This is a genomic window from Sphingobacterium sp. InxBP1 (assembly GCF_026191775.1).
GTDB classification, from domain to species: domain Bacteria; phylum Bacteroidota; class Bacteroidia; order Sphingobacteriales; family Sphingobacteriaceae; genus Sphingobacterium; species Sphingobacterium thalpophilum.
Genome location: NZ_JAINDX010000048.1, coordinates 302,734 through 327,000, shown reverse-complemented (window position 1 = coordinate 327,000; position 24,267 = coordinate 302,734). Strand labels below are relative to the sequence as shown.

Here is a 24,267-nt window from a genome sequence, read left to right as displayed (position 1 = left end):
CTAGTTTTGAACTTCCAGAGTGGCTATTTGCGGTGCCCGCGCCGCTCTCGGTACAAAGCGGACAAGAAGCACTGTAAGACCAATGAATATAACACCTATGCCTATATATTGGAAGGCATCTGCATAGCTTAAAGTTTCGGATTTGAACAGGAAGCCTACAAGCATAGCACCTATATTGCCTCCTGCACCCACGATTCCGCTTACGGTGCCGATATTTTCTTTGTTGATAAATGGGACGATTCCATACGTGCAGCCGTTTGCCATTTTGAGAAACAATGCGAAGAGCAGCATCGTCACAATGGCGAGGGCCAAGGTTCCGGAATTCGCAAAAAGACTAATCCCCAGACCCTCCAATAGCAGCAAGGTCCCAAGTAATATTGCTTTACCACGTATACCATAGTTGTTGCCCACTTTATCGCTGACGATGCCTCCCAAAGCGCGTGCAAAAATATTCATGCCGCCAAAAATACTTGCGAGAGCCCCTGCCATGATGATCCCCGTGCCAAAGCGGTCGATGAAGAATGTTGCAGCCACGTTATCAACTGTAATTTCGATTCCGAAGCAGGCTGCGTATGCTAGTGTAAGGATCCATACCCGATAATCTTTTAAAAGGGTTAGAAGAGATCCTTTCGGCCGGGCCGCCGTCTCCCTGTCTTTTTGCAGCTCTTTGAAATTGCCTTGTGGCGTGTCTTTCGTGTATCGGTAATATATAAGTGCCATGATAAGCAAAATAGTGCCCGGTACAAGCATAGCCAAGCGCCAGGAGTCCAAGTGACTGACAAGGCCCATTCCAGCAAATGCCGCTGCGATTAATGGCATAATCAGGTTGGTAACACCGCCGCCGAGATTACCCCATCCGCCGGTGACTGCATTGGCAGTTCCAATTATATTAGGAGCAAACATCATCGACGTATGGAATTGTGTCACGACAAATGATGCCCCGATAATTCCGATGAAAAATCTATATAGGAGAAAAGACTCGTAACTGTTGCTCAGGCCAATAAGCATTACCGGCAAGGCGCCAGTAACCAAAAGTAAGGTGTAGGTGATCCTTGGTCCAAATCTGTCACACATCTTTCCTACAAAAAGCCTGGCGATGATGGTTGCGGAAACCGAGGCGATGATAATATTGCCAATTTCGTTCTTGCTCAGTCCTAGCTGTTCCCGGACAAGCGGCATCAATGGGGCGACGCCAAACCAGCCAAAAAAACAAAAGAAAAATGTGATCCAAGTGATATGGAACGTTCGCATTTGGATGCCTTTGAAAGAAAAAATACTTAGATGATCGAGTGGTTTAGGTTGTTCTTTCATGATGTTGAGGTTTTTTTTTGTTGATTTTTTTGTAATTTATCAGTAGCACATGGGGTTTTGTCTTGTTGTTTGTTATTTTATTTAGTAATATTTAATAATGTGCCATAAATATAGAGTAAAAATATGATATATGTCATATTTTTTTTGTTTAATATGTCTTATGTTGAATATAATGTTGTTTTTTTAGTACTATTTTATTGGTAATTGTATTATTTTATTTGTTTTATGTGTTTTTTTTGGTTTATTTCAACATTTTTATGGATTATTTTGAGTTTTTTGTGATTAAAAAAGTTTTATGTTTGAATAAATTTAGTGTTTGTTCTATTTTTTATTTTTTTTATTGGTGTATTTGTATTGTTTTGGCTATTTTTTGAAGATATAGTATGTAACTGTGTTCTTGAGTTTTTATTTTTCACTTTTCTGTAGTAATAAATAGGTTGAATCGTCCAATCTGTGGTAGCAGGAAATCAATGTATATGAAGGGTGGATAAAGAAAGAAAGATACCTGAAGCTATCCAATGTCACTAGCTTCAGGTATTTGTCAGGTTAATTTGAGTAAACTCCGAAGTCTGCGAGGTGCGAATAGAAGAAATCGCCCCAAGAACTGATCGATTCAATTTTCAGATAGCGGGTATTAAATGCTGTATCAAGGTCGGCATTGATCCAAGAGCCTGAAACTTTGCTGAGCTGTGTTGATTTTAATAACGTCCAGACCGTACCGTTCGTACTTGAATAAATGTTAATATCTTTCATCGCGCCATTTAAATTGTCGCGATTGCGAAAGGCCAACCCTTTTATTGTACGCATAGCACCCATATCGACGGCGAAGTAATGTGGTTGCGGAGTTTGGGTTGATGACCATGGGGTATGCCAAATGGTACTTCTGTTCATGTCGAGCACATTGCTTGCTGAAGCGCCCGGTTCATTACTGTCGCTGCCCAGAATTGACCAGCCTGCTGTCGAGAGCAGCTTATGCGTCACGACTTTCGAAAGATCGGGAATGCTATTGACAAAATTGTAGGAATACCCCAATGTCGAACGCTTGCCATTGATATGCATAAACCCGATACGCATTTCATAATTGCCTGTAAGGTCGTAAAAGTCTGCAAGTGGGCATTCGAATCTGAAGCTATCTTGCCCAATGATTTTCGTGGCCCATTGTACGGCATCGTAATCATTGTTGCCTCCAAAAGGTTCTCGATCGTGCCATACGACGATGTCCTGCACAGGCTTGGTGGTAGTGAACTTGCCTGAAACGATGATCCGATTGTTGCTAAAGCTCGATGTTAGCGAAGTGATTTCGGCCGTAGCGGCGCCATACCAATCGCTTCTCATGACTGTGCTGAACACTTGGCTGTTGTTAAATGTGGCTGCCGTGGTGGCGGTTAAGGAGGTCGTTGAAATACCATAAGTGGAGTTGCCCGATCCCATCAATGCCGTGCCAAGGCTAGGTGCCAATGTTTTGTTCATCCGGTTGTGGCTGGCATTGAGTCCATGGCCGAGTTCGTGGATCATGCCACCAATCCACACGGTTGCCTTCCATCCGATGTCGCCGCCGATTCCGAGGTTTTTAGCATCTAGATTGACATAATCCAGTGCATAGCAGGTTGTTCCTGTGCCATAAAACGGAGGGCCGCCCGGATTGGCTGGATCGGTATTATAGGTCGGGATAATAATGAGAATATGCTCACTTTTCTTTGCTTGAGGATTTTGTGAAAAATAGGCGTCAACCTCGGTTTTGACAGCACCACTACCGCCTGAGTAGGGATATGTACTCTTACCAAATTTTCCTGCAATGTAGTGAATATTGATCAGTGTATCATTGACGAGATCGAGTCCAAAAGACTTGCGTCCAAATCCTTCCCGGTTCATATTGCTGGCGAACATTTCTTGCGCATCCAGCAGGATACGGCTAATTCGTTTTCGGAAGTTGGGAATTGAATCGACATCATTAGGTACGAAATAAACGACATTTAACTTGTACGGGTTTTCGCGCCATTCATTAGAGAGGTTGGTAACAGAGGCCTTGGTCTTGAGAGTTGGCTGTCCTTCCTCGGCGGGCGCCAGAGACTTGCTACAGGAGGCGGTACCCAGTGCGAGTACTGCAATCATTACATTTAAAAGTTTTCTCATAACGGTTTATTATATTGTTGAAATTGAATATACCGCTGGCAGTTAAAAGAAAGTGAAAAAAAAACTAAATAGCTCGTGTGTTTATTAAGTCAATCGATTGATAAATGAGTTTGTAAAATTGTTTTGTAACTTTTCTACATTTATTTTAAGTGAAATGATATAGATGGAGGAGCTGCAAGGAGTATTTCGGCCAAATCCTACATGAGACAGCATCAACGAGTTGATCGTGTCGATTCTTTACAAATTATGGTAGGAAAATATAGATATAACAACAATAAGGCTGCAAAAACGTAGCCCTATTGTCATTGTACTGCTGTCTTCGGCAGACCGTTCTTGGTTGCGGCTAGCCCATTCTCTTGTTGCCTTCGAAGTGGATCATCCAGGCGATGCCAAATTTATCCTGAAAGGAGGCGAATAATTCAGCAAAAAACTGTTCACCTAAGGGCATTTCAATATTCTGGGCATCAACGGATAGTTTGTCATATAACTCCTTGGCTTCTTGAGCTGAATGTGCATCCAGCATTAAATAGCTACCTGTGCCAAAAGTAGCTTTCTGTCCGAAGCTTTCTACACAGTCTGATCCCATCAACATTACGGAGTCATTAATCTTTAATGCTGTATGCATGATCTTGTTTTTGTCCGCGTCAGCAATGGGGTGCTCAGGGTCCGCAGGCATGTCGCCAAAGCGATGAACGCCAATTAATGGGGAATTAAATACAGTTGTATAAAATTCAAATGCTTCGGCGCAGTTGCCGTTGAAATTTAGGTATGCGTGTAATAGTGCCATGATGTTATAATTTTAGTTTTAACACTCAAAGATAGAATTGGCTATTGACAATAGTTTGTCAATAGTACTTTAACGATCTGTAGTATCCCCAAAAGTGCGAATACTTCGGATCTATTGGTGATTAAACAGGCTACCAAAAGAATTGTTCTGCTCTTGATCGAAATGTTACAGGCAATTCGATCCGCTTCTGCAGCTTGGCTATCGAAGTGGATCGGACTGAAGGTGGAATGTAGCCCATAAGTAGAGCTGATTCATATGCCATGTCTGATACTACAGAAGACATCGTATGTGACAGGCGGTGCCGAAAGTTTGTTAGACAGGAGGGAGTTGGGCTCTATACTGTTGCTACGAGGAACACTTCACCGCTGGCAGGCAGCAGGTTGTCGATTCGATTTTTGAAGTATTTGTCCCTCATATCCGCTGTTGAAACGGTTTGGATTTCTTTAAGCCCCGCTTCTTCAGCGAGCATCACAACTTCGTCCGGAGAGAAGAAACTGACGAAGGGGGTGCCCGATGCCGCAGCCCCTTTGTTGGCAATTTCTTGCATAGGCTGATCTTCTATGTCCAACAGTTCCAGTGGCAGATAAAATGCTATAGCGATTTTAGAACCCGGCGCAAGTTGTGCTATTTTATGAAGAGTCTGCGTAATCGCATCTTTAGTAAGATAAAGGGTGACGCCGGTACAGGAGACAAAGGTCTTTTGACTCTTATCAAAACCTTTCTTTAGCAGTTCGTCCCACCAGGAGGAAACTTCAAAATCAACTGGTACGAAGTGAAGTTTGTCCGAAATACCGTAACCGTTTTCGATTAATTTTTGTTGCTTCCAGTTTAGGGTATCGGGTTGATCAATCTCGTATATATCCACCTTTGCGCTCAGTTCTTCGTTTCTCTGTGCGAAGCTATCTAAGCCGGCACCGAGCAGAATATACTGTTTTACGCCATCTTCAATCTGCTCTTTGGCGATATCCTCTATAAATCGTGAGCGTGCAACGATGGAGGCGCGCAGCCGCTTGGTAAATTTCATATCGGGGCGTTCCCGCCAATCATCTACAGGGGAAATCAGAGTGAGCCCTACAGTATCTTTCAGTATATGGGGCTCAGCATCGATCTCAGTATGTAGGGCCCGCCAAAGAGCGGTTCTCACTGCAGTGTTGTCTGGTTGTTTTACCTGTTGTGTTTCCATCTTATCAAAGCATCAAATTGTAGCAAGCAGTCATTTGGAAGGTAACCATATCTGGCAACCACTTGTATCAGTTAAGCAAATTTAGAAATTTTCGGGCTGATATCTACATGTCCGCATATGATTGTTCTGTTTGTGTATTTGGCTTCGGTTACCGTTGATATCTTCGGTGACAAAATTTGAATCAAGCAAATAGAATATTTTAGTGTTTCTATAAAATAGATATAGCCAAAGCCAATAGGTTGGTGTAAAACTTAATCAGAACTTTTACTAAAATGGATTACTATTGTTTTAATTTTTATAAATTTATGTCAAAAACTGCAAGATGAAGAAAAAAGTGGTGCTGATTCAGGACAACGAGGATATCCTGAATATTATGGATGAGGTGCTGGAAGATGAAGGTTTTCAAGTGGTTTCTTCGCTGACACCAGAACCTGTCGACCGCATAGATGAAATCGATCCGGATGTTGTCGTGGTTGACGATCATATTAAGGGCCGGAAAAAAGGATCGGAAGTCATAAAAGAGCTCAAGGCTGACCCTGAAACCGAAGATCTTTCGTCTGTACTGACATCGACTTCATGTGATATTGCTAAAACAGCAAAAGAATGTCAGGCCGATGATTACATAGAAAAACCGTTTGATCTTGACCATATGATCGATGTGGTGAAAAAAAATGCAGAATAGGATTGTTTTGGTATACGAAAGGAGGTAAATTGCAAGATTACCCTTCTTTTGTATAGCAAGTAGATCATATACTCTTACCTAATGATGTGATTTTCCAATTGTTTTCAAACGAATTTCCAATTCCAATAGTAAGCTGAACAATGAAGAACAAAATGATGCAAACAAGGTTAAGGATCATATCACTTGAATTTGTGAGCGAACATTATCTTCAGCTTAAAGTTGTGTCGGGCAGCCAACCTTGTGGCGCCGTTGATCTCATTTCTGAAAAAATCAATTTCAATATTGTGGGCAGACATTTCTTTAAAGGGATCGAAACTATTAAGAATATTCAATCGGAATATAAAGGAAACATATTAGTTTTTACGTTTAAAAATAAAAAGCGTTTATCGTTTAATTGTGATAGAACAACGTTTACAAAAATCCATGCATACATAAATGCTTTTCAGTAGTAGACCATGAAAATCCAGAAAAATTTTGTTGAAGTCAAAATTGATGGGGCGGTTCTCTGGATAACAGGCGAAGCAATGATGTCTAAGTCGCCACACGAACTAACCAAACATATATTATAAAAAAAATTGGATTATAGACTATGTAAATGAAAAGAATTACCGTCAGAAAAGTTGATTGGAGGATTTTTGTAATTAATCTTATTGCCGTAGTGGTTCCGCTGTATTTTATTGTTTCATATGCCAATACAGACTGTATTTATCATATGTGCTCTTTCTATTGTAGGGGGAATTAATTTTTTAATTGTAAAAAGCGGAACTCATCTCATTGATATTATTTTAAAGGATGATGAAATTCAAATTCTTACTGGGGATAAAGAGATCTATCGTTCAAAATATGCGGATATTAAAAGCTATAATACTTATTATTTCATTAATAAAAGAGGGGGGTATATAGTAAGGCTTAATGATAGAACACAATCCTTTTGTTCGCTTTTGACCTGGGTTGACTTTGGGAAAATAACGGCTGCCGACTGGAAGGATTATAATACCATAAAAGATACATTCAGTACGAAATTTCCTGATAAAAAGAAAATGACCGGAGTATATTATCTCTTAAAGATTTTATCAGCAACACCTTATGTTTTTTTTGGGAATAGCGGTTTTGTCTCTAATTGGGATATTCACATATTTTATTTTTTACCTAAAATAATGGAAAAAAATCAATTTCCACATCAACGGCAAATATTTTGTTCAGAATACCATCGGGAGTAGGTAGAGTTTAAACGTAAAAAAAACGGTTAACACTTTAGCCAGTCGTCACGCTCAATCACTCTTCATGGTGTCCAAAAGTAAGCCTTTTAAGATAGACACCATATGGTATAATTTTGTATGTCATTTCGATGAATGAATATTAGTGCAGAACTGCAAAAAAGATATCAAATAAACTAAAAAAGCGTGATAAAGCACGCTTTTTGTGATCCCGCTGGGACTCGAACCCAGGACCCATACATTAAAAGTGTATTGCTCTACCAGCTGAGCTACGGAATCCTCCTTCTTTCTTGAACTGCTGTTCCTTGTTTGAAGTGACGCAAAAGTAGGGTTTTAATCCTGCCTATGCAAGTAATTGAGTCTATTAATCGCTTCGTTAACCTTAAAAAGCTGATTTTAAGCTTGAAAAATTAACGTTCTTCCAGTTCCATAATTTCGTCAGCAAGTTGTTCCCACTGTTTCTGGAATTGTGCCAATTCAGCCTTTGCCGAATTATAGGCCCGAGTGATTTCCTGTAGCTTAATGGCATCTGAGTAAACGGCCTCATCCGCCAGCTTCAATTCGAGTTCTTTGACGACCGCCTCCCGATCTTCGACCTTTTGCTCCAAAGCGGCCAATTCCTTATTCTTTTTGCTGAGCAAGCGTGTTTTATCTTCTGTGGGCTCTTGTTTTTCTTTCTTGGGTTTGACTTCCTCCCTGATTTTTTTTTCGGCTTTGACCGGAGATGCTATCGCACGTCTCGCTGCCCATTCTTCATATTCCTGATAAGTACCCGGATACTCTTTGATCTGTTTATCTTCAATATACCAAATTTTGTTTGCGACATTATCCAGGAAATAACGGTCGTGGGAAACGACAATAAAGGTTCCTTCAAACTGCTGAAGTGCCTGTATCAATATATTGACCGACTGCATGTCCAGGTGGTTCGTTGGCTCATCGAGCGCCAGAAAATTTGCGTCAGCTGTCAGGGCTTTCGCCAGCGCAACCCGGGATTTCTCTCCTCCGGATAAAACTTTGATCTTCTTGAAGACATCGTCACCGGTGAACAGGAAACAACCTAAAATGGACCGCAATTCGGTTTCAGTATGTTTTGGCGCAAAAGCCTGAAGTTCTGCGAGGATAGAATTCTCCAGGTGTAATGCTTCCAGCTGGTGTTGCGCAAAGAAGGTCTGTGATACATTATGGCCATGCTCTGCTTTTCCGTCAAACTGATCGTCAGTTCCAGCAACAATGCGCAATAATGTAGATTTACCTTTTCCGTTGGCCCCGATCAATGCAATTTTATCGCCTTTTTCAATAATGGCAGACGTATTTTTCAATATTTCCAGGTTTGGATAGGACTTAGAAATATTATCCAATGTGACCACGTGGCGGCCTGAGGGTTTTGAAAACTTGAAGCTAAAGTTGACTGTTGGATTATCGTCATCTACATCTTCGATCCTTTCCATTCGGTCCAATGCCTTGATCCTGGATTGCGCCATTTTTGCTTTGGACGCCTTGGCGCGAAAACGTTCGATCAGCCGCTCTTCTTGCTTGATTTTGGCCTGCTGATTTTTAAACTGATTGGCCTGCAGTTCATTTCTGAGCTCCTTTTCCTCGAGATAATAGCTGTAATTACCCGAATAGAGTGTTAGTTTTCCTTTGCGGGATTCTACCGTTTTTTTGATGATCCGGTCAAGGAAATACCTATCGTGGGACACGATGACGATGGCGCCGTCAAATGCCTGTAAGTAGCTTTCAAGCCATTTGATTGAAGGCAGATCCATATGGTTGGTAGGCTCGTCCAACAGCAGGATATCAGGTGCCTGCAATAGGATTCGCGCAAGCATAACACGCATGCGCCAGCCACCTGAGAAGGTCGCAAGGGGGCGTTTTTGTTCTTCCTCCGAGAAACCCAGACCAGCAAGTATTTCGTGGGCTTTGAATTCCAGATTGTATCCGTCCAAGGCTTCAAATTCCAGCTGTTTATCACTTAGTTTGTTCAGAATTTCATCGGAATAATCGGTCTCCAGCTTACGAAGTAAGTCTTCGATCTCAGTATGTAACTGATTCTGGCGCTCAAATGCTTCCATCGCGACATGCAAAATGCTTTTGTCAGAATGGTAAGACAATAGGTCCTGATTGAGATAGCCGATCTTGAGATCTTTGGCCATGGAAATTGTGCCGGAAGTAGGGATGTACTGTCCAACGATCAGCCGCAATAACGTCGATTTGCCTGCTCCATTGGCCCCGATTAAACCGACTTTGTCGCCCGGCTTGATATGCCAGTTGGCCTCATCATAAAGTGCACGAGATCCTATTTCAAACGTTAAATTATTTATTGATATCATTTCAACTGCAAAAGTACAAAAGTAATGAATATTTCTTCTTGTTTGAGTAACTTTGCGATTATGTATAAATTAGTCAAACCTATATTCTTTACCATGAATCCCGAAACGGCGCATCACAAGGTGACCAGCGGGTTGAATGTTTTCTCAAAAATCTGGGGTGCAAAGCAGCTGCTGAACGCATTCTTCACAGTCGAAGATCCCCGTCTGGAACGTGAAGTTTTCGGCCTAAGGTTTAAAAATCCTGTAGGCTTGGCTGCTGGCTTTGATAAAAATGCTGAGTATATTTCGGATATGGCTAATTTAGGATTTGGTTTTATCGAAATAGGTACCGTAACACCAAAACCCCAGCCCGGAAATGATAAACCGCGTATGTTTCGTCTCGTATCAGACGAAGCCTTGATCAACCGGATGGGCTTCAATAACCAAGGGGCGGACGTTGCCGCCAACAGATTAAAAAATCTGAAAGACCGGAAGGGGCTTCTGATCGGCGGCAATATCGGGAAGAATAAGGTCACACCAAATGAAGAAGCGGTGAACGACTATATTTATTGTTTCAATGCGCTATTTGATCAAGTAGATTATTTTGTTGTCAACGTTAGTTCTCCAAATACTCCAGGCTTGCGTGATTTACAGGAAAAAGAGCCGCTCAAAAACATCTTAAAGACTTTGCAGGAGTTAAACAATACAAAAATTGCACCTAAGCCTATTTTGCTTAAAATTGCGCCGGATCTAACTGATAGTCAGCTCGATGATATCGTTGAAATTATGTTGGAGACAAAGATTGCAGGTGTAATTGCCACCAATACTACAATCTCCAGGGACGGGCTGAAAAGCCCGGTAGCGTTGACGCAGGAAGCGGGTGGCGTTAGTGGACGGCCACTAACCAAGCGTTCTACGGAAGTTATCCGTTATTTGAGCGACAAATCCAATAGGGCTTTTCCAATCATCGGAGTCGGCGGAATCCATTCGGCGAAAGATGCCATTGAAAAACTGGAGGCGGGCGCTAGCCTCATACAGGTTTATACAGGATTTATTTATGAAGGGCCCGGACTGGTCGCCAATATCTGTAAAGGAATATTGCAGGCAGGACGATAATGACAGCAGATTTTAACCTGAAGGATTTTTTGGATAAGAAGGTGGAGCAATACAACCAACCTGCTTTTATCCCCAATGATCCCATATGTATTCCGCATCAGTTTTCCCGCAGACAGGATATCGAAATCATGGGCTTTTTGGCTTCGATTATGGCTTGGGGCCAGCGAAAAACCATTATCAACAAATGCAATGAGTTGGTGGGACGCATGGACGGCGCACCTTACGACTTTGTGATCAATCATCAAGAGCAGGACCTGAAAACGCTGCTCGGTTTCCGGCACCGTACGTTTAATGATACTGACATTCTGTATTTTATCGCATTCTTTAAAGCCCATTATAGCCGTTTTGACTCGCTGGAGGACGCTTTTTTGGTAGGACAGGAGACAAGTATCGAAATTAATCTTGAACAGGCACTTAACTCCTTTAAAGATTATTTCTTTTCTCTGCCTGATTATCCGCTGCGCACGCGTAAACATATCAGCAGTCCTGCACAGAAGTCTACAGTCAAGCGTATCAATATGTTCTTGCGCTGGATGGTACGGAAGGACAAAAACGGTGTGGATTTTGGTTTGTGGAACCGTCTTTCACCGAAGGATCTGATCTGTCCATGTGACGTACATGTAGAACGCGTTGCCCGCAAATTTGGGCTGATCACCCTGGATAAGGTGAACTGGAAGACCGCATTGGAACTGACTGAGAATCTGCGGCTGCTCGATAGGGATGACCCGGTGAAGTATGATTTTGCACTCTTCGGTCTGGGGGTAGAAAAAGAACTGTAAGGTATAAGACATTCATAAAAAAATCCCGTATGACGGCATACGGGATTTTTGTTATCGTATTTCGTCAATCTTCATCAGTAAATCCACCAAGCGGTTGGAGTAACCAAATTCGTTATCGTACCAGCCTACAACTTTTACGAGCCCGCCGACAATTGAAGTCAGCTGTGCATCAAAAATACAGGAGTAAGGATTGTTGATGATATCTACAGAAACAATCGGATCCTCTGTATAATAAAGCACTTGCTTCAATTCATTTTCTGAAGCAGTCTTAAAAGCTTTATTAATCTCTTCGACGCTAGTTTCCTTCTCCAGGGTACAGGTAAAATCTGTCAACGATCCATTTAATACCGGGACCCGGATACCGGCTCCTCCGAGTTTGTTTTGTAAATGTGGAAAGACGTTGGTAATCGCCTTTGCCGCACCTGTGGTTGTCGGAATAATAGCTGCGGATGCAGCACGCGCGCGGCGTAAATCTTTATGTGGAGCATCATGTAGATTCTGATCTCCGGTCATCGAGTGAACTGTGGTGATGTACCCGTCTTTTATTGTCCAATGGTCGTCTAGTATTTTGACCAGCGGTGCGACATTGTTGGTCGTACATGAGGCATTGGAAAGAATAGGCGCGGAGAGGTCTATTTCCTGATCGTTGATACCAAGGACAACTGTAGGAATGTCCCTATCTGTCGGTGGGGCTGAGATGATGACCTGTTTCGCTCCCGCATCGAGGTGACGGGACGCTTTTTCCCGACCCGTGAAATGACCTGTCGATTCGATAACGACATCGATATTCAGGGACTTCCAGGGAAGTAGAGCCGGATCCCTTTCGTTAAGGACCAGAATGGCTTGTCCGTCCACGATAATGTGATTGTCATCATGGCTGACATCACCAGAAAAAGGGCCGTGTACGGAATCGTATTTAAATAAATGGGCCAAGGTCTCTGTATCGGTCAGGTCGTTGATAGCCACTACACGTAGCTGGTCCGACGCTTTCCGTAGCGAAATGTTGCGCAGCGTGTTTCTGCCTATCCGGCCAAATCCGTTTATCGCGATGTTGAGCATGGCGGCTATTTATGAAACTGAGCGATTGCTTCGTTAATATTTTTTTCCCCTTCCCAGTGTGCTTTCAGTTTTCCGTCAGCACCATAAACATAGTTGGCCGGAAACTGTGATGGCACATGGATGCTCTGAATGAATGTTTGATCTTTGTCAATCAGCACTTCTACGTTTGACGATTTGGATAATTTTGGAGCAAAGGAGTCGAAAAAGCCTAATACCAATGCCGGATCGTTCATGGAGATGTAGAAGATATTGATGTCTTTGAGGCGCTCGATATTTTTCTCCAGTTCAGCAGCTTCATGCTGGCAATGGCTACATCCGGGATCGAATAGGATAAATACGGTGTTTTTATCTTTCGCCAGATTTTCGTTGGTCACCCGTATGCCTGAGCGGAGCTGATAGAAAGCAAAGTTAGGGAGAATCGCTGCCGGGCCCGAGGACGGCGTTGGCGAAGTCTGTCCATGGTCATGGTCTGCGTGGTCGTGTCCGGTATGGTCATGATCTCCCGAACTACTTTCCTGCGCCGTACCAGACGCAGTATCCTGCTTTTGGCTTCCCGCGTTGTTACATGAATAAAGCATACCCGCCGTAAGCGCAGCGGTTAATCCTAAAATTATTTTTTTGTTCATAGACTACGTTTTGTTTTCATCCGTTTCGGGATTTAATTTTTATCAGCCTTGCATCAGTATTCTCCTGCGAAAAGCCGTTCCTTAGCTTGGCCGTTGGAAGTTCAAAACTATAAAAAAAATAGAATTAAGCGGTAAGCAATCTTCAGTTATGACAGTTTGCTGGTTATCTTTACGGCAAATAGCCTTATGGAGGCGTGCACTGTTTATTTCGTGCTGTCGATAATGTCCGGCGGGCTGGTCGGTTCTGTCAAGGAGGTGGACTGTATGATTTCCGGTGTCCCCCGTCCAAATTCGATGCTATATACCTTAAGCAGTACACCGACACAGGATAGGATTAGGGGGCCGAATATTAAGCCCAGCATACCAAATAGATTTAATCCCAGCAGCACGCCAAAAACGGTGATCAGCGGGTGTACATCGCCCAGCTTCTTCAATATGGTAAAACGAAGTACGTTGTCAATACTTCCGATGATAATAATTCCATACAAAGCCAGACCGATCGCGTTCCCTGACTGACCGTTGGCCAGCAAAAATACTGCGGCGGGAATATACACGACCATAGTTCCCAATATGGGGATAATGGTAGATACCGCGGTCAAAATGCCAAGAAAGATAGGGTTCTCCAGACCAAAAAACCAGTAACCAATTCCTGCGACTACCCCTTGACACATTGCCAGGATCGGAATGCCTATTGCGTTTGACTTCACCATCATGTCAAACTCCTGCCATAGTTCGGCTTTGCTGGTCGTAGAAAATGGAATGGCCCTGTAAATAGTTTGCTCAAGCTGCTTACTGCTGACCAACATAAAGTATAGCACGAATAGCGCAACCAGTGTGTTAACACCTACTTCTGCAACCGAATTGAGGATATTGGGAATAAATTTGGCCGCACGCTGCAGCGCACCCATTAATGCCGAATCAGACAGGTCGATATTACTGAGGTAAGGGTTGTCTTTAAAATAGGTCTTTATGGAATCAAATTTCTGTATGATTTCATCTTTGTTATTAATGACATCGGTCACCTGGGGGACCATATAGTTGATCAGTAGGTAAAGTGGGCCGACCAGAAAGATAAGCGTTAGCAGGATAAGCAGCAGACTTGCCAGCGATTTGTTCCATTTGCGCTCTTCGGTGAGTTTAAAATTAACTTTGCGAAACAAAATGTATAAGGTCACTGCGCCAAGAAAGCCCGGAAGATAATAGAATAAACTGGTGAATATCAATATGCAGATCAGCAGGATGATAATGATGAGCATAATCTGATTGATCGAATTGTTGTTTATTTGTTTGTACTTCATCTGTTTATATCACTATGAGGTTGTTGTGTGTTTTATCGTATGACAATATTTTTATAGAAAAGTTTTATATTGTTAAATTAAACTTCCTTTTTTATAATTTCAATGACTTTTTAATATTCTTTTTGTCTTTAGGCAAAGTTTCCAGCTGACATCAATCATATGGCCACTTGTATATCTGTACCTTGCTGCTTCCAGTTGTGAAAATGGGCCATAGGATAGGCAATCCCGGAGAGAGGTAGGGGATGAACGGAGTAATAGCCTCATGTGTTTAAAATCACTTTGCGCCGGCCGATTTTAATTCTGATTCTGCGGCATAAGAATCTCTTTAAGGATATGGAGTATATCGTATTGTTTGACTAATAATGTCGAATGCGTACGTATTCCCTCTACATTGCCTTTATCAGGACCTGAGCCAACGACCGTTTTGCTCGTCTTATGAAAAAATGGATGAGACCCTTTCCCTTTTCGATTGTTTGAAAATAAGCCCATAATCTTCGTTTTTTGGTTATAGAGGCGACTGTATCGGAGACCGCCTCTATAACTAAAATACAAAATAACTTTTACATGATCAACTAATTAATATAAATCTGGCTGCCATGCTCTTCGTCTTTTTCAATGGAAAGTGAAATCGGGATACGCTCTTTCAATTCTTCTACGTGGGAGATGATGCCGACTATGCGGTTTTCCCTCCGAAGCTCCAGCAAGGTTTCGAAGACAATATTGACAGAGGCAATGTCTTGGGTACCAAATCCCTCGTCAATAAAAAAGAAGTTTTTACTGGCCCGTGTGTTGGACTGTACGCTTTCTGCCAGTGCCAGAGCGAGACTTAGGGAGACCTGAAAGGCTTGGCCTCCGGACAGGGTTTTTACGCTACGGCTTTTGCCTTCATTCAGATAGTCGATAATTTCAAAATCATTGTTATCATTGATCTGCAAGCTGAGCTGATTGCGGGTCATACGGTGAAAACGGATGTTGGCGTGATCACATAGCTGTCGTAGGTAGATAGAAGATACATATTGGACGAAACCTGCTCCCTTGAATAAATTAAACAGCTGTTTTAAATTATCATTACGCAAGCTTAATTTGGCCTGTTGTTGTAGCAAAACTTTCTTTTTTTCAAGAGCCGCTTCCAGCTGGAGGAGTTCTTGCCCGGACCGTGCAACCTGTTCGGTGAGCAACTTCAATTGTTGCAGGGCCTCCCCGGCGGCTGTTTGCTGCCGCTGAAACAAGTCGTCATCATAAACTTGGTCCGCCAGCTTTTTCTCCAGCTGACTGATTTGTGCTCTCGTTGTCTCCACTTGGATCTGAAACTGTTCGAGTTCTGCTCGGATCTTCTGAACGGGCAGTTCTTCTGCAAGTAGCGCTTTGATTTCTTCGATACTTTCGAAAGCTGAGCTCTGAAGCAGCAGCTGGATATTATTCGCTAATTGTTGCCTTTCGTCATTGATTTTGGTCAGCTGGTCACTGAGCGCCAGCATACGGCTATTTTGTGCAGCAAGTTCACTATTGACCGCGTTTAATCTGTTGGACAATGCTGTATAATCCTGCTCTAAACGCAAATTGGAAGCCTTTAACTGTTCATACTCATTTTTTACCGTCGCCTGCTCTCTGGATCGGTAATCTGACCAGGACAGCAACTTTAAGTTATCCAGATTTTGACTGATCTGTGCCTGTTTTTTCGCCTCATCGACTTCAAATTCACTTAATTTTTTGTTGTATTTTTCCAGCTTTTCTTCAATGTCTGCTAAGTTCTGCTGTTGCTTGACAAGCAGTTCTTCGGCATTGGTGATCTGGTTTTCTATTGCTGCAAGCTGTTGTTTTTTAGCTAAATACCCAGCGTAGTCTTCACTCTTATAATTCGGCCAGATAAATTGCTTCAAATGATCAGATTTGCTGTTATGGACAAGCTGCAGTTTGCGCTGAATTTCCGTAGATTGCTCCTCTAAAGCCTGTAGACGGAACAGCAGTTTACCGGCCTGAAATTTTTGTTCGATCTTCAGCTTGATCAGTGCATTGATTTCCGTAGTCAAGCGATTGTTTTCATTAAGCTCTTCGGTAATATCGTCGCCAATAGCCACAGCAGGGTGATCAAGCGAACCGCATAGGGGACAAGGGAATCCATCAGCTAGGTCTGAGGCAAACTGGGTTAGTCTTTGTTGCAGTAATAAATGTGCTTTCTCGTCCTGCAGTTTGCTGGCTTTGGTTTCGAGTTCCATCAATACACGCTGATAATCAGCTTCCAGGTCTTCGCTATTGATCGGCAGGGCTTCCTGTTCCTCCCGCAGGACGCTTATTGAGGTCGCCAGCTCATGATATTGCTGGGTGAGTTCCACTTCCTGCTGCAGGATGTTCTGTTGTGTCGTATACCATTGACCCACCGCCATCAACTCGTCGACCGGGGGTCTGGACCTTTTCAGCTGATCAAGCATGGCTTCGGTCTCCTGAATCCTGGATTTCCATTGCAGCTGCGCTCGCTTGGCCTCCCGAACAAAACTCCGCCCTTTTTCCGCACGTTCTTTTAGTGTTTTAATTTCATCCGAAAAGACCAGCAGTTGTAGTATCAGCTCCAGGTCCAGTTCACTTGTGCGCCGTTGTGGCAAACTGTCGTACTGAGCTCTGAGTTCGGCAAGTCGATCGGATAACTCCTGTGTCTGTATTTGCGTTGCTTTCCATTTTGCCGTTGCGGCCTGTAGCTGCTGGTATTGCTCCTGATTTTCCTGATCTAACTTCTCTTTTGATTTAATCAGGTGAAAAAAAGTAGCATGTGCCGCTTCATAACGCATCACGTGTTTACGCAAATCTTCTTTTGCTGTACGTTGCGTGGAAAGTTCCTGAAATATATCTTTTATTCTCTCCAGTTCCAGAAAGTCTTCTTTTAGGTTTTTCAGGGTCTGATACTGCTCTTGAATAACTTTATTTTGCTGCTCGGCAGCCGCAAAGGCCTGCTGTTCTTCCTGTAATCGTGCGCGTGTTGTCTGGACATGTTCATCGGTGATACCTTCAAATCCCAGCAACTGACCATTGAGCTGATCCAGTTCGGACTGATTATTTTTATAAAGATGGGAGACCTTATCCTGCAGATCGAAGCGGTGAAGCTGGAAGATCTCTTTCATCATATCTGTACGTTCTTTAGCTCCCAGTTCTATGAATTCCTTAAACTGTCCCTGAGGAATTATAATTGTCCGTTTGAAATTCTCATAGCTCAATCCGATGACCGCTTGGACGTTGCTGCTTTCCAGCGGGATCCATTGTCCTTCGATCTGTTCGTATAAGACGACTGTCGGAGACTTGACATCCTCAAAATTTCTAGAATTGCGCTTAAATTCCCTTGTGACCTTGAATACACGATTTTCAAAGTTGACAAAGTCAAGCTCGATATAGGAGCGGTTGGATTTGAGATTCATCATATTATACGCGCGTTTGTCGCGCGCATTGAGTCTTTCAGTCTCACCATACAGGCCGTAGGTAATAGCTTCCAGTAAGGATGATTTACCCGAACCTACCGCACCAAAAATACCAAATAGGCCAGCCTCCGACAGTTCGCTAAAATCGATGGTCTGACGTTGTTGGTAAGAGTATAAGCCTTCTACAATTAACTTTAATGGAATCATGCAATTAAGAATTTAGTATTTCGCGGAAAAGGTCGAGGATGTCGTCGTTTGGTGCCTGATTGGCATTTTTCGATCTGAAGTAGTCCTTAAACAGCGTTGAAATATCCTCTGTGAGACGAATTTCTTTTGTGTCGGGGGCATTTGTTTCCTCCTGTTGTACCACAGGGATCAGATAAACGATGCCCGGATGGGTTTGATAGATCAGCCTGCGGTCTTCGGCTTTCAGGAAGGTAGTGGATCTCAAGGTGAGTTCCACCAGTGCATCCCGATTGTCGGATAGCCAGCCGACACATTCGGCAATATCGTCAAATGATTTCCGGATCAGTGGTTTTCCCTGTGTTAATGGGATGCGTTCGACCGTGACATTGGTGGCTGGTACGGCATTGATCATAACGACGTATTTGGTCTGCCCCGCTTCCGAAAAGCTATAACATAGTGGAGACGAGGCATAAACAGCGGGCTTGTCTACCGTGCCGATGTTTTTATACCCGTGGATATGACCTAAGGCCGTATACTGAATCTGCGGTGGGATGGACTCCGCATAAATCAGGTCGGCGTTGCCTATTTTAATCGGCTTTTCGCCATCAGGCTCCTCGAGTAGGGCCATGCCGTATTTATTCATATAGAGGTGAGCTGTCAGTATATTGACACCCTGGTCATCACAATAGGTTTCTGCCAACTGCTTCCAGTTGGCTGCCAGCGCTTTATTCAGCTGTACTTCTTTGTCTTCACCCAGATACTGCTTGAGACGGATTTCGTTGGCATATGCTGTATGAATGATTCGGATAGGATAGTCAAAGTGGTTGATCTGTAGTTCAATAAAACCCTTGTCCGAGCGCAGAACGGAAAAGCCTTCGGTGGTAAACGGAGCTACCATAGCTTGCGGGTGTCCGATCAATATGATACCTGATGCGCGCGCCAAAGGATCGGGGGCATCGATCTGGTTAGGTGAGTCATGGTTGCCCGCGATCGCGATGACGGGGCGCATGCCATTTTTCGCCAGCCTTTTGATGGTCCTGTAGAAGAGTTCAATGGCCTCAACGCCCGGGTTGAATGCGTCAAAAAGATCACCGGCGATAATAATGAGATCGGCATCCTGCTCGTCAGCTAGCCGAATGATTTCTTCCATCACTGCTATCTGCTCATCCATCCGCGAAAAGCTGTCCAGTCGTTTCCCTAAATGCCAGTCGGCGGTATGCAATATTTTCATGATGTCGATGATATTAGCGTCAATAATACAAACTAAGATAAATTTGATCTGATATGCAATAAAATTTGCAGATCAGACCAGTCTAACCCATCTTGAAGACGTCCTATCTGCGCTTTTGTCCATGGTATAACAGGTATGGGTAAAATGTTAAAAGTTGTTAAATGCGTTGTCTAAAAATCATTAAATTGTATTTTTAATGCTCCAAATTAAGCTAAATAATCGTAGACGAAATTAGTATTATGTATAAGTTTTATTTCTTTTTGTGCGTTTTAACTATGTTTTTCAGCTCGTTAGGCGCACAGGAAATACAGGCGATACGGGGCGTAACTGCGTATCCATTTCTACTGAAAAATGTCAATTCAGCTGAGAATCTGGAAAAACAGCCACTTTTCGTATTTCTTCATGGGAGGAGCTTGTCGGGGAGCAATCTCGACCGGGTAAAACACTATGGCGTTCTCTATGCTATAAACAAGGGGCAAGAGGTTCCCGGTATCGTTGTGGCTCCCCAGTCGCGAGGAGGCTGGGATCCGGACAAGGTGATCGAAATAGTGGATTATGCCATTGAGCATTATAATGCTGACCCGGACCGCATTTATGTCTGCGGTATGAGCATGGGAGGTTACGGCACCATGGATGTGGCGGGAAAATATCCTGAACGAATTGCTGCGGCTGTGGCTATCTGTGGCGGCGGATCCAGTCAGTATGCGGTCAACTTAACACAGGTGCCTATCTGGCTACATCATGGCACTGCTGACCGGGCGGTCCCTATTTCTGAATCGCGTAAGATCATGAATGCAATAAAGAAAGCAGATCCGGATGCTGAGGTTAGTCTGAATGTCATCAAAGGTGGTACACATGGTAGTGTGGAACGTCTATTTCACGATGATGCGATTTATAATTGGATGTTAAAATTCAGAAAAAAACATAAGTCTTAATGCGCTGAGGTGGGATGAAAATTTAGTGCTATGAGGCTGGCCGTAAAAAAATCCTGATGATTCGTTCATCAGGATTTTTTTATGCTATCCTTCATCTGCATGGACTGCCTGTTTCCTTTGATAATGCGCCATCAAAATGTTTGGCTGATGAATCAGACGGCTCTTGGCCAAATATTCATCGTTATCTGCATAGATAAACAACAGTGTCCCGTCCTTGATAGTATTGATGATGGGGCCGGCATATTCTCTGGGCACTGCCGGACAACCGTAGCTTTTACCCAGTCTGCCAAGGCTTGCAATGGTGCCTGTACTACAGTAATCTGCACCGTGCATCACTACGTAGCGTGCTTTGGCATTGTCATTTATCCCTTCTTCCAGACCATTTAATACCAAAGAGTAGCCATTTTCACCATTATAAGTATTCTCTGTCACAAAAAAGCCTAAAGAACTTTTTAGCGATTCCTGCTGATTTGAAAAATCGACGGCATAATTTTCGCCGCTGTTCTTACCGTGCGATACCAAGGTATGGAACAGCATCTTTTTGTTTTTTAAATCGAGTACAACGAGCCTTTTTTCGGTAGAAGCCAAGGAAAAATCGATGACTGTCATAATATCTTTATTATGTGCTGGAATTTCCTTTCTGCCTTCCATTGCCTGTCGGAATGCCTCATATTTTAATACAGGGCTTAGGTTCATTTCGTCATATAGCGAATCTACTTCTGTTCGCTGACGTTCGACATTGACATGATAAATATTGGTTTGTTGATCTGTTGTTTTTAACTCTTCTTTTGAAGACAAGGCTGTATTGAGTGCCATCAAAAGAAACATAAACGTATTTCCCATTCTCCTCCCTTTTCTGTGTAGATGTTTACAAAAATAATATTAAAATTAATACATATTTGATTTACAGAATGTTAAATAGTGTTAATCAATAACAATTACGAGCGAAGAGAGGTCTTTTGACCTTTTATAGACAAATTGGGCGTGTGACGAGGCGTTTCTAACACACATATGGGATTTGGGCGTCGTTCCCAGACTCTCACTGTATTCGATGATGCGGCCATTCGGGTCATTGACCGGAACACCGTGGATGTAGGCACCTGCGGTAAAACGGGTTGCGTATGGGGCGAAACCGCCGTAGGTACGCGTGCCATCTTCGAAATAGAACATCTTGGACTTGTGTTGCTGGACGACAAATAGTCCCGTGGGAGTTTCTTGGGCGTGAGGGGGCTTGTGGCGACCTGTGGTGGCCGGGTTCATGCTGCGTATCAGCCATTCCTTGCCTACCTTTTCCAATGTGCATATGTTTTGGTTGCTTACATCGACGATATTGATGACGTTGAATTGTACACTGTCATTTATCAGGCGAAGGTATCTTTTGGGGACGGTGTATTTTCCCTCAAAAGATACACCGGCAATAGGTACTCTTGCTAGGGTATCCGCACCCACAACCTGCACCAGCCAGCCGTCACGTCCATAGCGTACGAGTTGGTCTGTTGTGACATCATATAGAGGTGCGGCTTGATACCGCTCGACGTTGAAACTGTCTGAAACCCGTTTGTAAGAATCACGTTTAAAGTTCTTTATTGTCGGTGCTTCACCCTTCTCATTCTGATAATTTTGTAGTACCCCATATCGGGAAGGATGGCGTTGAAAATTTTCCACAAAAGCCAGCTGTGTTTTTATTTTATCCCACTGAAAGCTCCTGATGGTATCCTTATACGGGTAAGTGTCTTCGAGGCTGTACTTTTCGTAAAGCAGATCTTTTTTGATGATAATATCATCGGCAGTGACCATTTTAGGTTTTTCTGGCTGTTTGACGACGGGAGCTTCGTTGGAATGCTTGATAGGCTGCTCTTTGTGCACTGCGTTTTTGTGTTCCTGCTGGCAGCCCAGTGTCAGCAATAATAGGTTAAGTATAAGAGTTGCTAATCCTGGCTTCATATATGGATAATATATTTCTAATTTGTTCTTTAAATATAAGAATAAAACATATTTTTTAAATGTTTTGGTAAAAAGTTAGTTTTGTCTCTTCAAGTGAAAGATATGAACAAGATCGTGATCTGTTCGGCGATGATATTGTCGCCGGCAGGCAATATGTTGATGGTGCGTAAGCGGGGTTCGGCTTATTTCCAGCTGCCGGGTGGGAAAATTGCAGCTGGTGAATCAGACATCGCTGCACTTACAAGGGAGCTAAAAGAAGAGCTGGGGCTGGATGTAGAGGTGACAGCGCTACGTTTCATCGGCAATCATGTGACACAGGCCGTGAACGAGCCGGATACGCTGGTCGAGGGGCATATTTATGCCCTGACATTGGGAATGGAGACTGTCTTTCGACCTCAGGCAGAGCTGGAAGAGGTCGTGTGGATAAGTAAGGAACATTGGCAAGTTTATCGGTTGGCTCATCTGGCAGCTGAGTTCGTTGTTCCGAAGTGGCTGTCGGGTGTCTTTTGATCAATTAGATTCTGGTTATGAACAATTTAAGTTTTTGTTTGTTGATTGTTTGAATCAATAAACAAAATTATGGAAAATCAGCTTTTAAAAGGAGCAAAGGACTATTTTAATGAGGAGGTTCTGAACCGCCTTAGTCAGCATCTGCATCAGGATAAGGAACAGGTAAAACAGGGTGTGGACGCTGTTGTGCCAGCCTTGTTCTTAGGTCTAGGTCAACAGGCGGAAAGCGGCGGTATTGCAGGTATTCTAGATCGTGCGAAACAGCATTTTGCGGGATTTGACTTCGATAATCTCTTTGGAGGCAATTCGTCTGCTACGCAAGAAACTGAAGTGCCTGCCGCGGAGTCGGGCGGCATGCTCAGTTCTATATTTGGCGGCGGGCTCGAAACGGTATTGAGCAGCTTGGGAGGCTATCTCGGCTTTAGCGGTTCGGCCATACAGCAGCTGATGCAGGTGTCGCTTCCTGCTGTCTTTTCCAGTCTGACGAATAAAGGGCAGAATTGGGGCCCTAGCGCCATAACCCAGCATTTGCGGGAAAATAAAGCGTCGTTTGCCGCTGCTGTGCCGGCCGGTCTGGGCCTAGGGGCATTTGGGAAGTTATTTGATGGTGGAGTCTTTTCGGCTTCCGATGAACCCGTGTCCAACATCGGGGCAGGGGCAACAGCAGGCGATTCTGGCAGTATATCTGGAGGGGCTGGCAGAATAGATCCCGCAACAGAATTGGGCGCGCACAAGGAACCGCTGTCTCTGCCGAGGTCGGATGACGCAAAAGCGGCAATGACGACGGCAAATTCCTCGGGCGGTGGCTGGTGGAAGATCGTGGTTGCGTTGATCGTTGTGGCTTTGTTATGGTTTTTATTTGGCAAAGGTTGCAGTGGTGGCAAAAAGGATGGCGCAACAGATACCAGCACGAATCAGGTGCAGCTTGATTCGGGAGCGGTCGCCGGCACGAATACATCTATGCCTGCGCGCCAGCAGCTTGATGTGGATTTGCCGGATGGCAGTAAGTTAACCGCTTTTAAAGGTGGTATCGAAGACCGTCTGGTGCAGTTTCTGAAATCCGATTATATGGCCCTGGGTGAAGATTCCTTAAAGAATACTTGGTTTGATTTTGACAATCTCAATTTTGAAACCGGAACCGCAAAGGTTTTACCTGAGAGCGAGGTGCAGCTCCGCAATTTGGTTGCCATCCTCAAGTCTTTTCCCGCTGCGCATGTCAAAATCGGTGGGTATACCGACAGGACGGGCAATGAGGAATATAATAAAAAACTGTCGTTGGACCGTGCCAACGCTGTAAAAGATTATCTTGATAAATCGGGACTTGCTAAACAGGTTGTCGGGGCGGAAGGATATGGTTCGCAATTTGCAAAGTATCCTGCAGACGCTCCTGAAGCAGACCGGATATTGGACCGGCACGTTTCGGTCAGTGTACGGTAACGTTTTTGGATCTGCTGCACAGGCAGCAAGATACGTCGTGCTGCCGTACAGGCTGAATGCCCTGCGGTGGACTGTTGTGCGATTTTAGGCCCCAACAAAAAGGGAGCGGTATCCGCCTGA

Annotated in this window: 20 protein-coding genes and 1 tRNA gene; 7 read left to right on the top strand and 14 right to left on the bottom strand. The window is 43.6% G+C overall.

The genetic code is table 11. The features are described 5' to 3' along the window. The 4 genes from K7A41_RS19285 to K7A41_RS19270 form a co-directional block, all read right to left on the bottom strand. Positions 1–1,311, bottom strand: a complete 1,311-nt coding sequence (locus K7A41_RS19285) for a NarK family nitrate/nitrite MFS transporter (protein WP_265714985.1) — start codon at positions 1,309–1,311, stop codon at positions 1–3. Between the two features lie 546 nt (positions 1,312–1,857). Next, a complete protein-coding gene (locus K7A41_RS19280; RefSeq protein WP_265714984.1) occupies positions 1,858–3,444 on the bottom strand; it encodes a discoidin domain-containing protein in 1,587 nt (528 codons plus the stop codon). A gap of 343 nt (positions 3,445–3,787) precedes the next feature. Next, positions 3,788–4,231, bottom strand: a complete 444-nt coding sequence (locus tag K7A41_RS19275; RefSeq protein ID WP_028070819.1) for a VOC family protein — start codon at positions 4,229–4,231, stop codon at positions 3,788–3,790. 334 nt (positions 4,232–4,565) lie between these two features. Further along, complete coding sequence (locus K7A41_RS19270; RefSeq protein ID WP_265714982.1) at positions 4,566–5,375, bottom strand: class I SAM-dependent methyltransferase; 810 nt, start codon at positions 5,373–5,375, stop codon at positions 4,566–4,568. Between the two features lie 361 nt (positions 5,376–5,736). On the opposite strand from K7A41_RS19270, the gene K7A41_RS19265 reads away from it, so the two are divergent. After that, a complete protein-coding gene (locus tag K7A41_RS19265; RefSeq protein ID WP_265714981.1) occupies positions 5,737–6,096 on the top strand; it encodes a response regulator in 360 nt (119 codons plus the stop codon). Between the two features lie 686 nt (positions 6,097–6,782). Beyond that, entirely contained in the window at positions 6,783–7,316 is a 534-nt protein-coding gene (locus K7A41_RS19260; RefSeq protein ID WP_265714980.1) for a hypothetical protein, read from the top strand. 203 nt (positions 7,317–7,519) lie between these two features. Here K7A41_RS19260 and K7A41_RS19255 read toward each other — a convergent pair. Beyond that, positions 7,520–7,592 (bottom strand) — tRNA-Lys (locus tag K7A41_RS19255). A gap of 131 nt (positions 7,593–7,723) precedes the next feature. Beyond that, entirely contained in the window at positions 7,724–9,643 is a 1,920-nt protein-coding gene (locus K7A41_RS19250; protein ID WP_265714979.1) for an ABC-F family ATP-binding cassette domain-containing protein, read from the bottom strand. 60 nt (positions 9,644–9,703) lie between these two features. Between K7A41_RS19250 and K7A41_RS19245 the strand changes: the two genes are divergently transcribed. Further along, entirely contained in the window at positions 9,704–10,738 is a 1,035-nt protein-coding gene (locus K7A41_RS19245; RefSeq protein WP_265714978.1) for a quinone-dependent dihydroorotate dehydrogenase, read from the top strand. Next, the gene (locus K7A41_RS19240) at positions 10,738–11,517 is read left to right on the top strand and encodes a TIGR02757 family protein (RefSeq protein WP_265714977.1); all 780 of its coding nucleotides are present in this window, start codon (positions 10,738–10,740) and stop codon (positions 11,515–11,517) included. The genes K7A41_RS19245 and K7A41_RS19240 overlap by 1 nt, the downstream gene beginning before the upstream one ends. A gap of 51 nt (positions 11,518–11,568) precedes the next feature. Here K7A41_RS19240 and gap read toward each other — a convergent pair whose 3' ends face one another. From gap to K7A41_RS19210, 6 genes are all read right to left on the bottom strand, one after another. Continuing rightward, positions 11,569–12,576: a type I glyceraldehyde-3-phosphate dehydrogenase gene (gap, locus tag K7A41_RS19235; RefSeq protein WP_265714976.1), complete on the bottom strand. Its 1,008-nt coding sequence runs from the start codon at positions 12,574–12,576 to the stop codon at positions 11,569–11,571. 5 nt (positions 12,577–12,581) lie between these two features. Then, a complete protein-coding gene (locus K7A41_RS19230) occupies positions 12,582–13,202 on the bottom strand; it encodes a redoxin domain-containing protein (protein ID WP_265714975.1) in 621 nt (206 codons plus the stop codon). A gap of 203 nt (positions 13,203–13,405) precedes the next feature. Continuing rightward, positions 13,406–14,500: an AI-2E family transporter gene (locus K7A41_RS19225; RefSeq protein WP_051606741.1), complete on the bottom strand. Its 1,095-nt coding sequence runs from the start codon at positions 14,498–14,500 to the stop codon at positions 13,406–13,408. 294 nt (positions 14,501–14,794) lie between these two features. Beyond that, the gene (locus K7A41_RS19220; RefSeq protein WP_265714974.1) at positions 14,795–14,989 is read right to left on the bottom strand and encodes a hypothetical protein; all 195 of its coding nucleotides are present in this window, start codon (positions 14,987–14,989) and stop codon (positions 14,795–14,797) included. A gap of 83 nt (positions 14,990–15,072) precedes the next feature. Continuing rightward, entirely contained in the window at positions 15,073–18,111 is a 3,039-nt protein-coding gene (locus K7A41_RS19215) for an AAA family ATPase (protein ID WP_265714973.1), read from the bottom strand. A 4-nt stretch (positions 18,112–18,115) separates the two neighbouring features. Next, the gene (locus K7A41_RS19210; protein WP_265714972.1) at positions 18,116–19,321 is read right to left on the bottom strand and encodes a metallophosphoesterase family protein; all 1,206 of its coding nucleotides are present in this window, start codon (positions 19,319–19,321) and stop codon (positions 18,116–18,118) included. A gap of 275 nt (positions 19,322–19,596) precedes the next feature. Here K7A41_RS19210 and K7A41_RS19205 point away from each other — a divergent pair, with 275 nt between their 5' ends. Then, the gene (locus K7A41_RS19205; protein ID WP_265714971.1) at positions 19,597–20,256 is read left to right on the top strand and encodes a prolyl oligopeptidase family serine peptidase; all 660 of its coding nucleotides are present in this window, start codon (positions 19,597–19,599) and stop codon (positions 20,254–20,256) included. A gap of 84 nt (positions 20,257–20,340) precedes the next feature. Here K7A41_RS19205 and K7A41_RS19200 read toward each other — a convergent pair whose 3' ends face one another. Together K7A41_RS19200 and K7A41_RS19195 are read right to left on the bottom strand one after the other, a co-directional pair. Then, a complete protein-coding gene (locus tag K7A41_RS19200) occupies positions 20,341–21,099 on the bottom strand; it encodes a murein L,D-transpeptidase catalytic domain family protein (protein ID WP_265714970.1) in 759 nt (252 codons plus the stop codon). A gap of 81 nt (positions 21,100–21,180) precedes the next feature. Continuing rightward, positions 21,181–22,200 carry a L,D-transpeptidase gene (locus K7A41_RS19195; protein ID WP_265714969.1) on the bottom strand — a complete coding sequence of 340 codons (1,020 nt, stop codon included), beginning with the start codon at positions 22,198–22,200 and terminating at the stop codon, positions 21,181–21,183. Positions 22,201–22,302: 102 nt separating this feature from the next. On the opposite strand from K7A41_RS19195, the gene K7A41_RS19190 reads away from it, so the two are divergent. Further along, positions 22,303–22,710, top strand: coding sequence for an NUDIX hydrolase (locus K7A41_RS19190; protein WP_282636671.1), 408 nt, complete (start codon positions 22,303–22,305; stop codon positions 22,708–22,710). 69 nt (positions 22,711–22,779) lie between these two features. Then, entirely contained in the window at positions 22,780–24,147 is a 1,368-nt protein-coding gene (locus K7A41_RS19185; protein ID WP_265714968.1) for an OmpA family protein, read from the top strand. Positions 24,148–24,267: the final 120 nt, after the last annotated feature.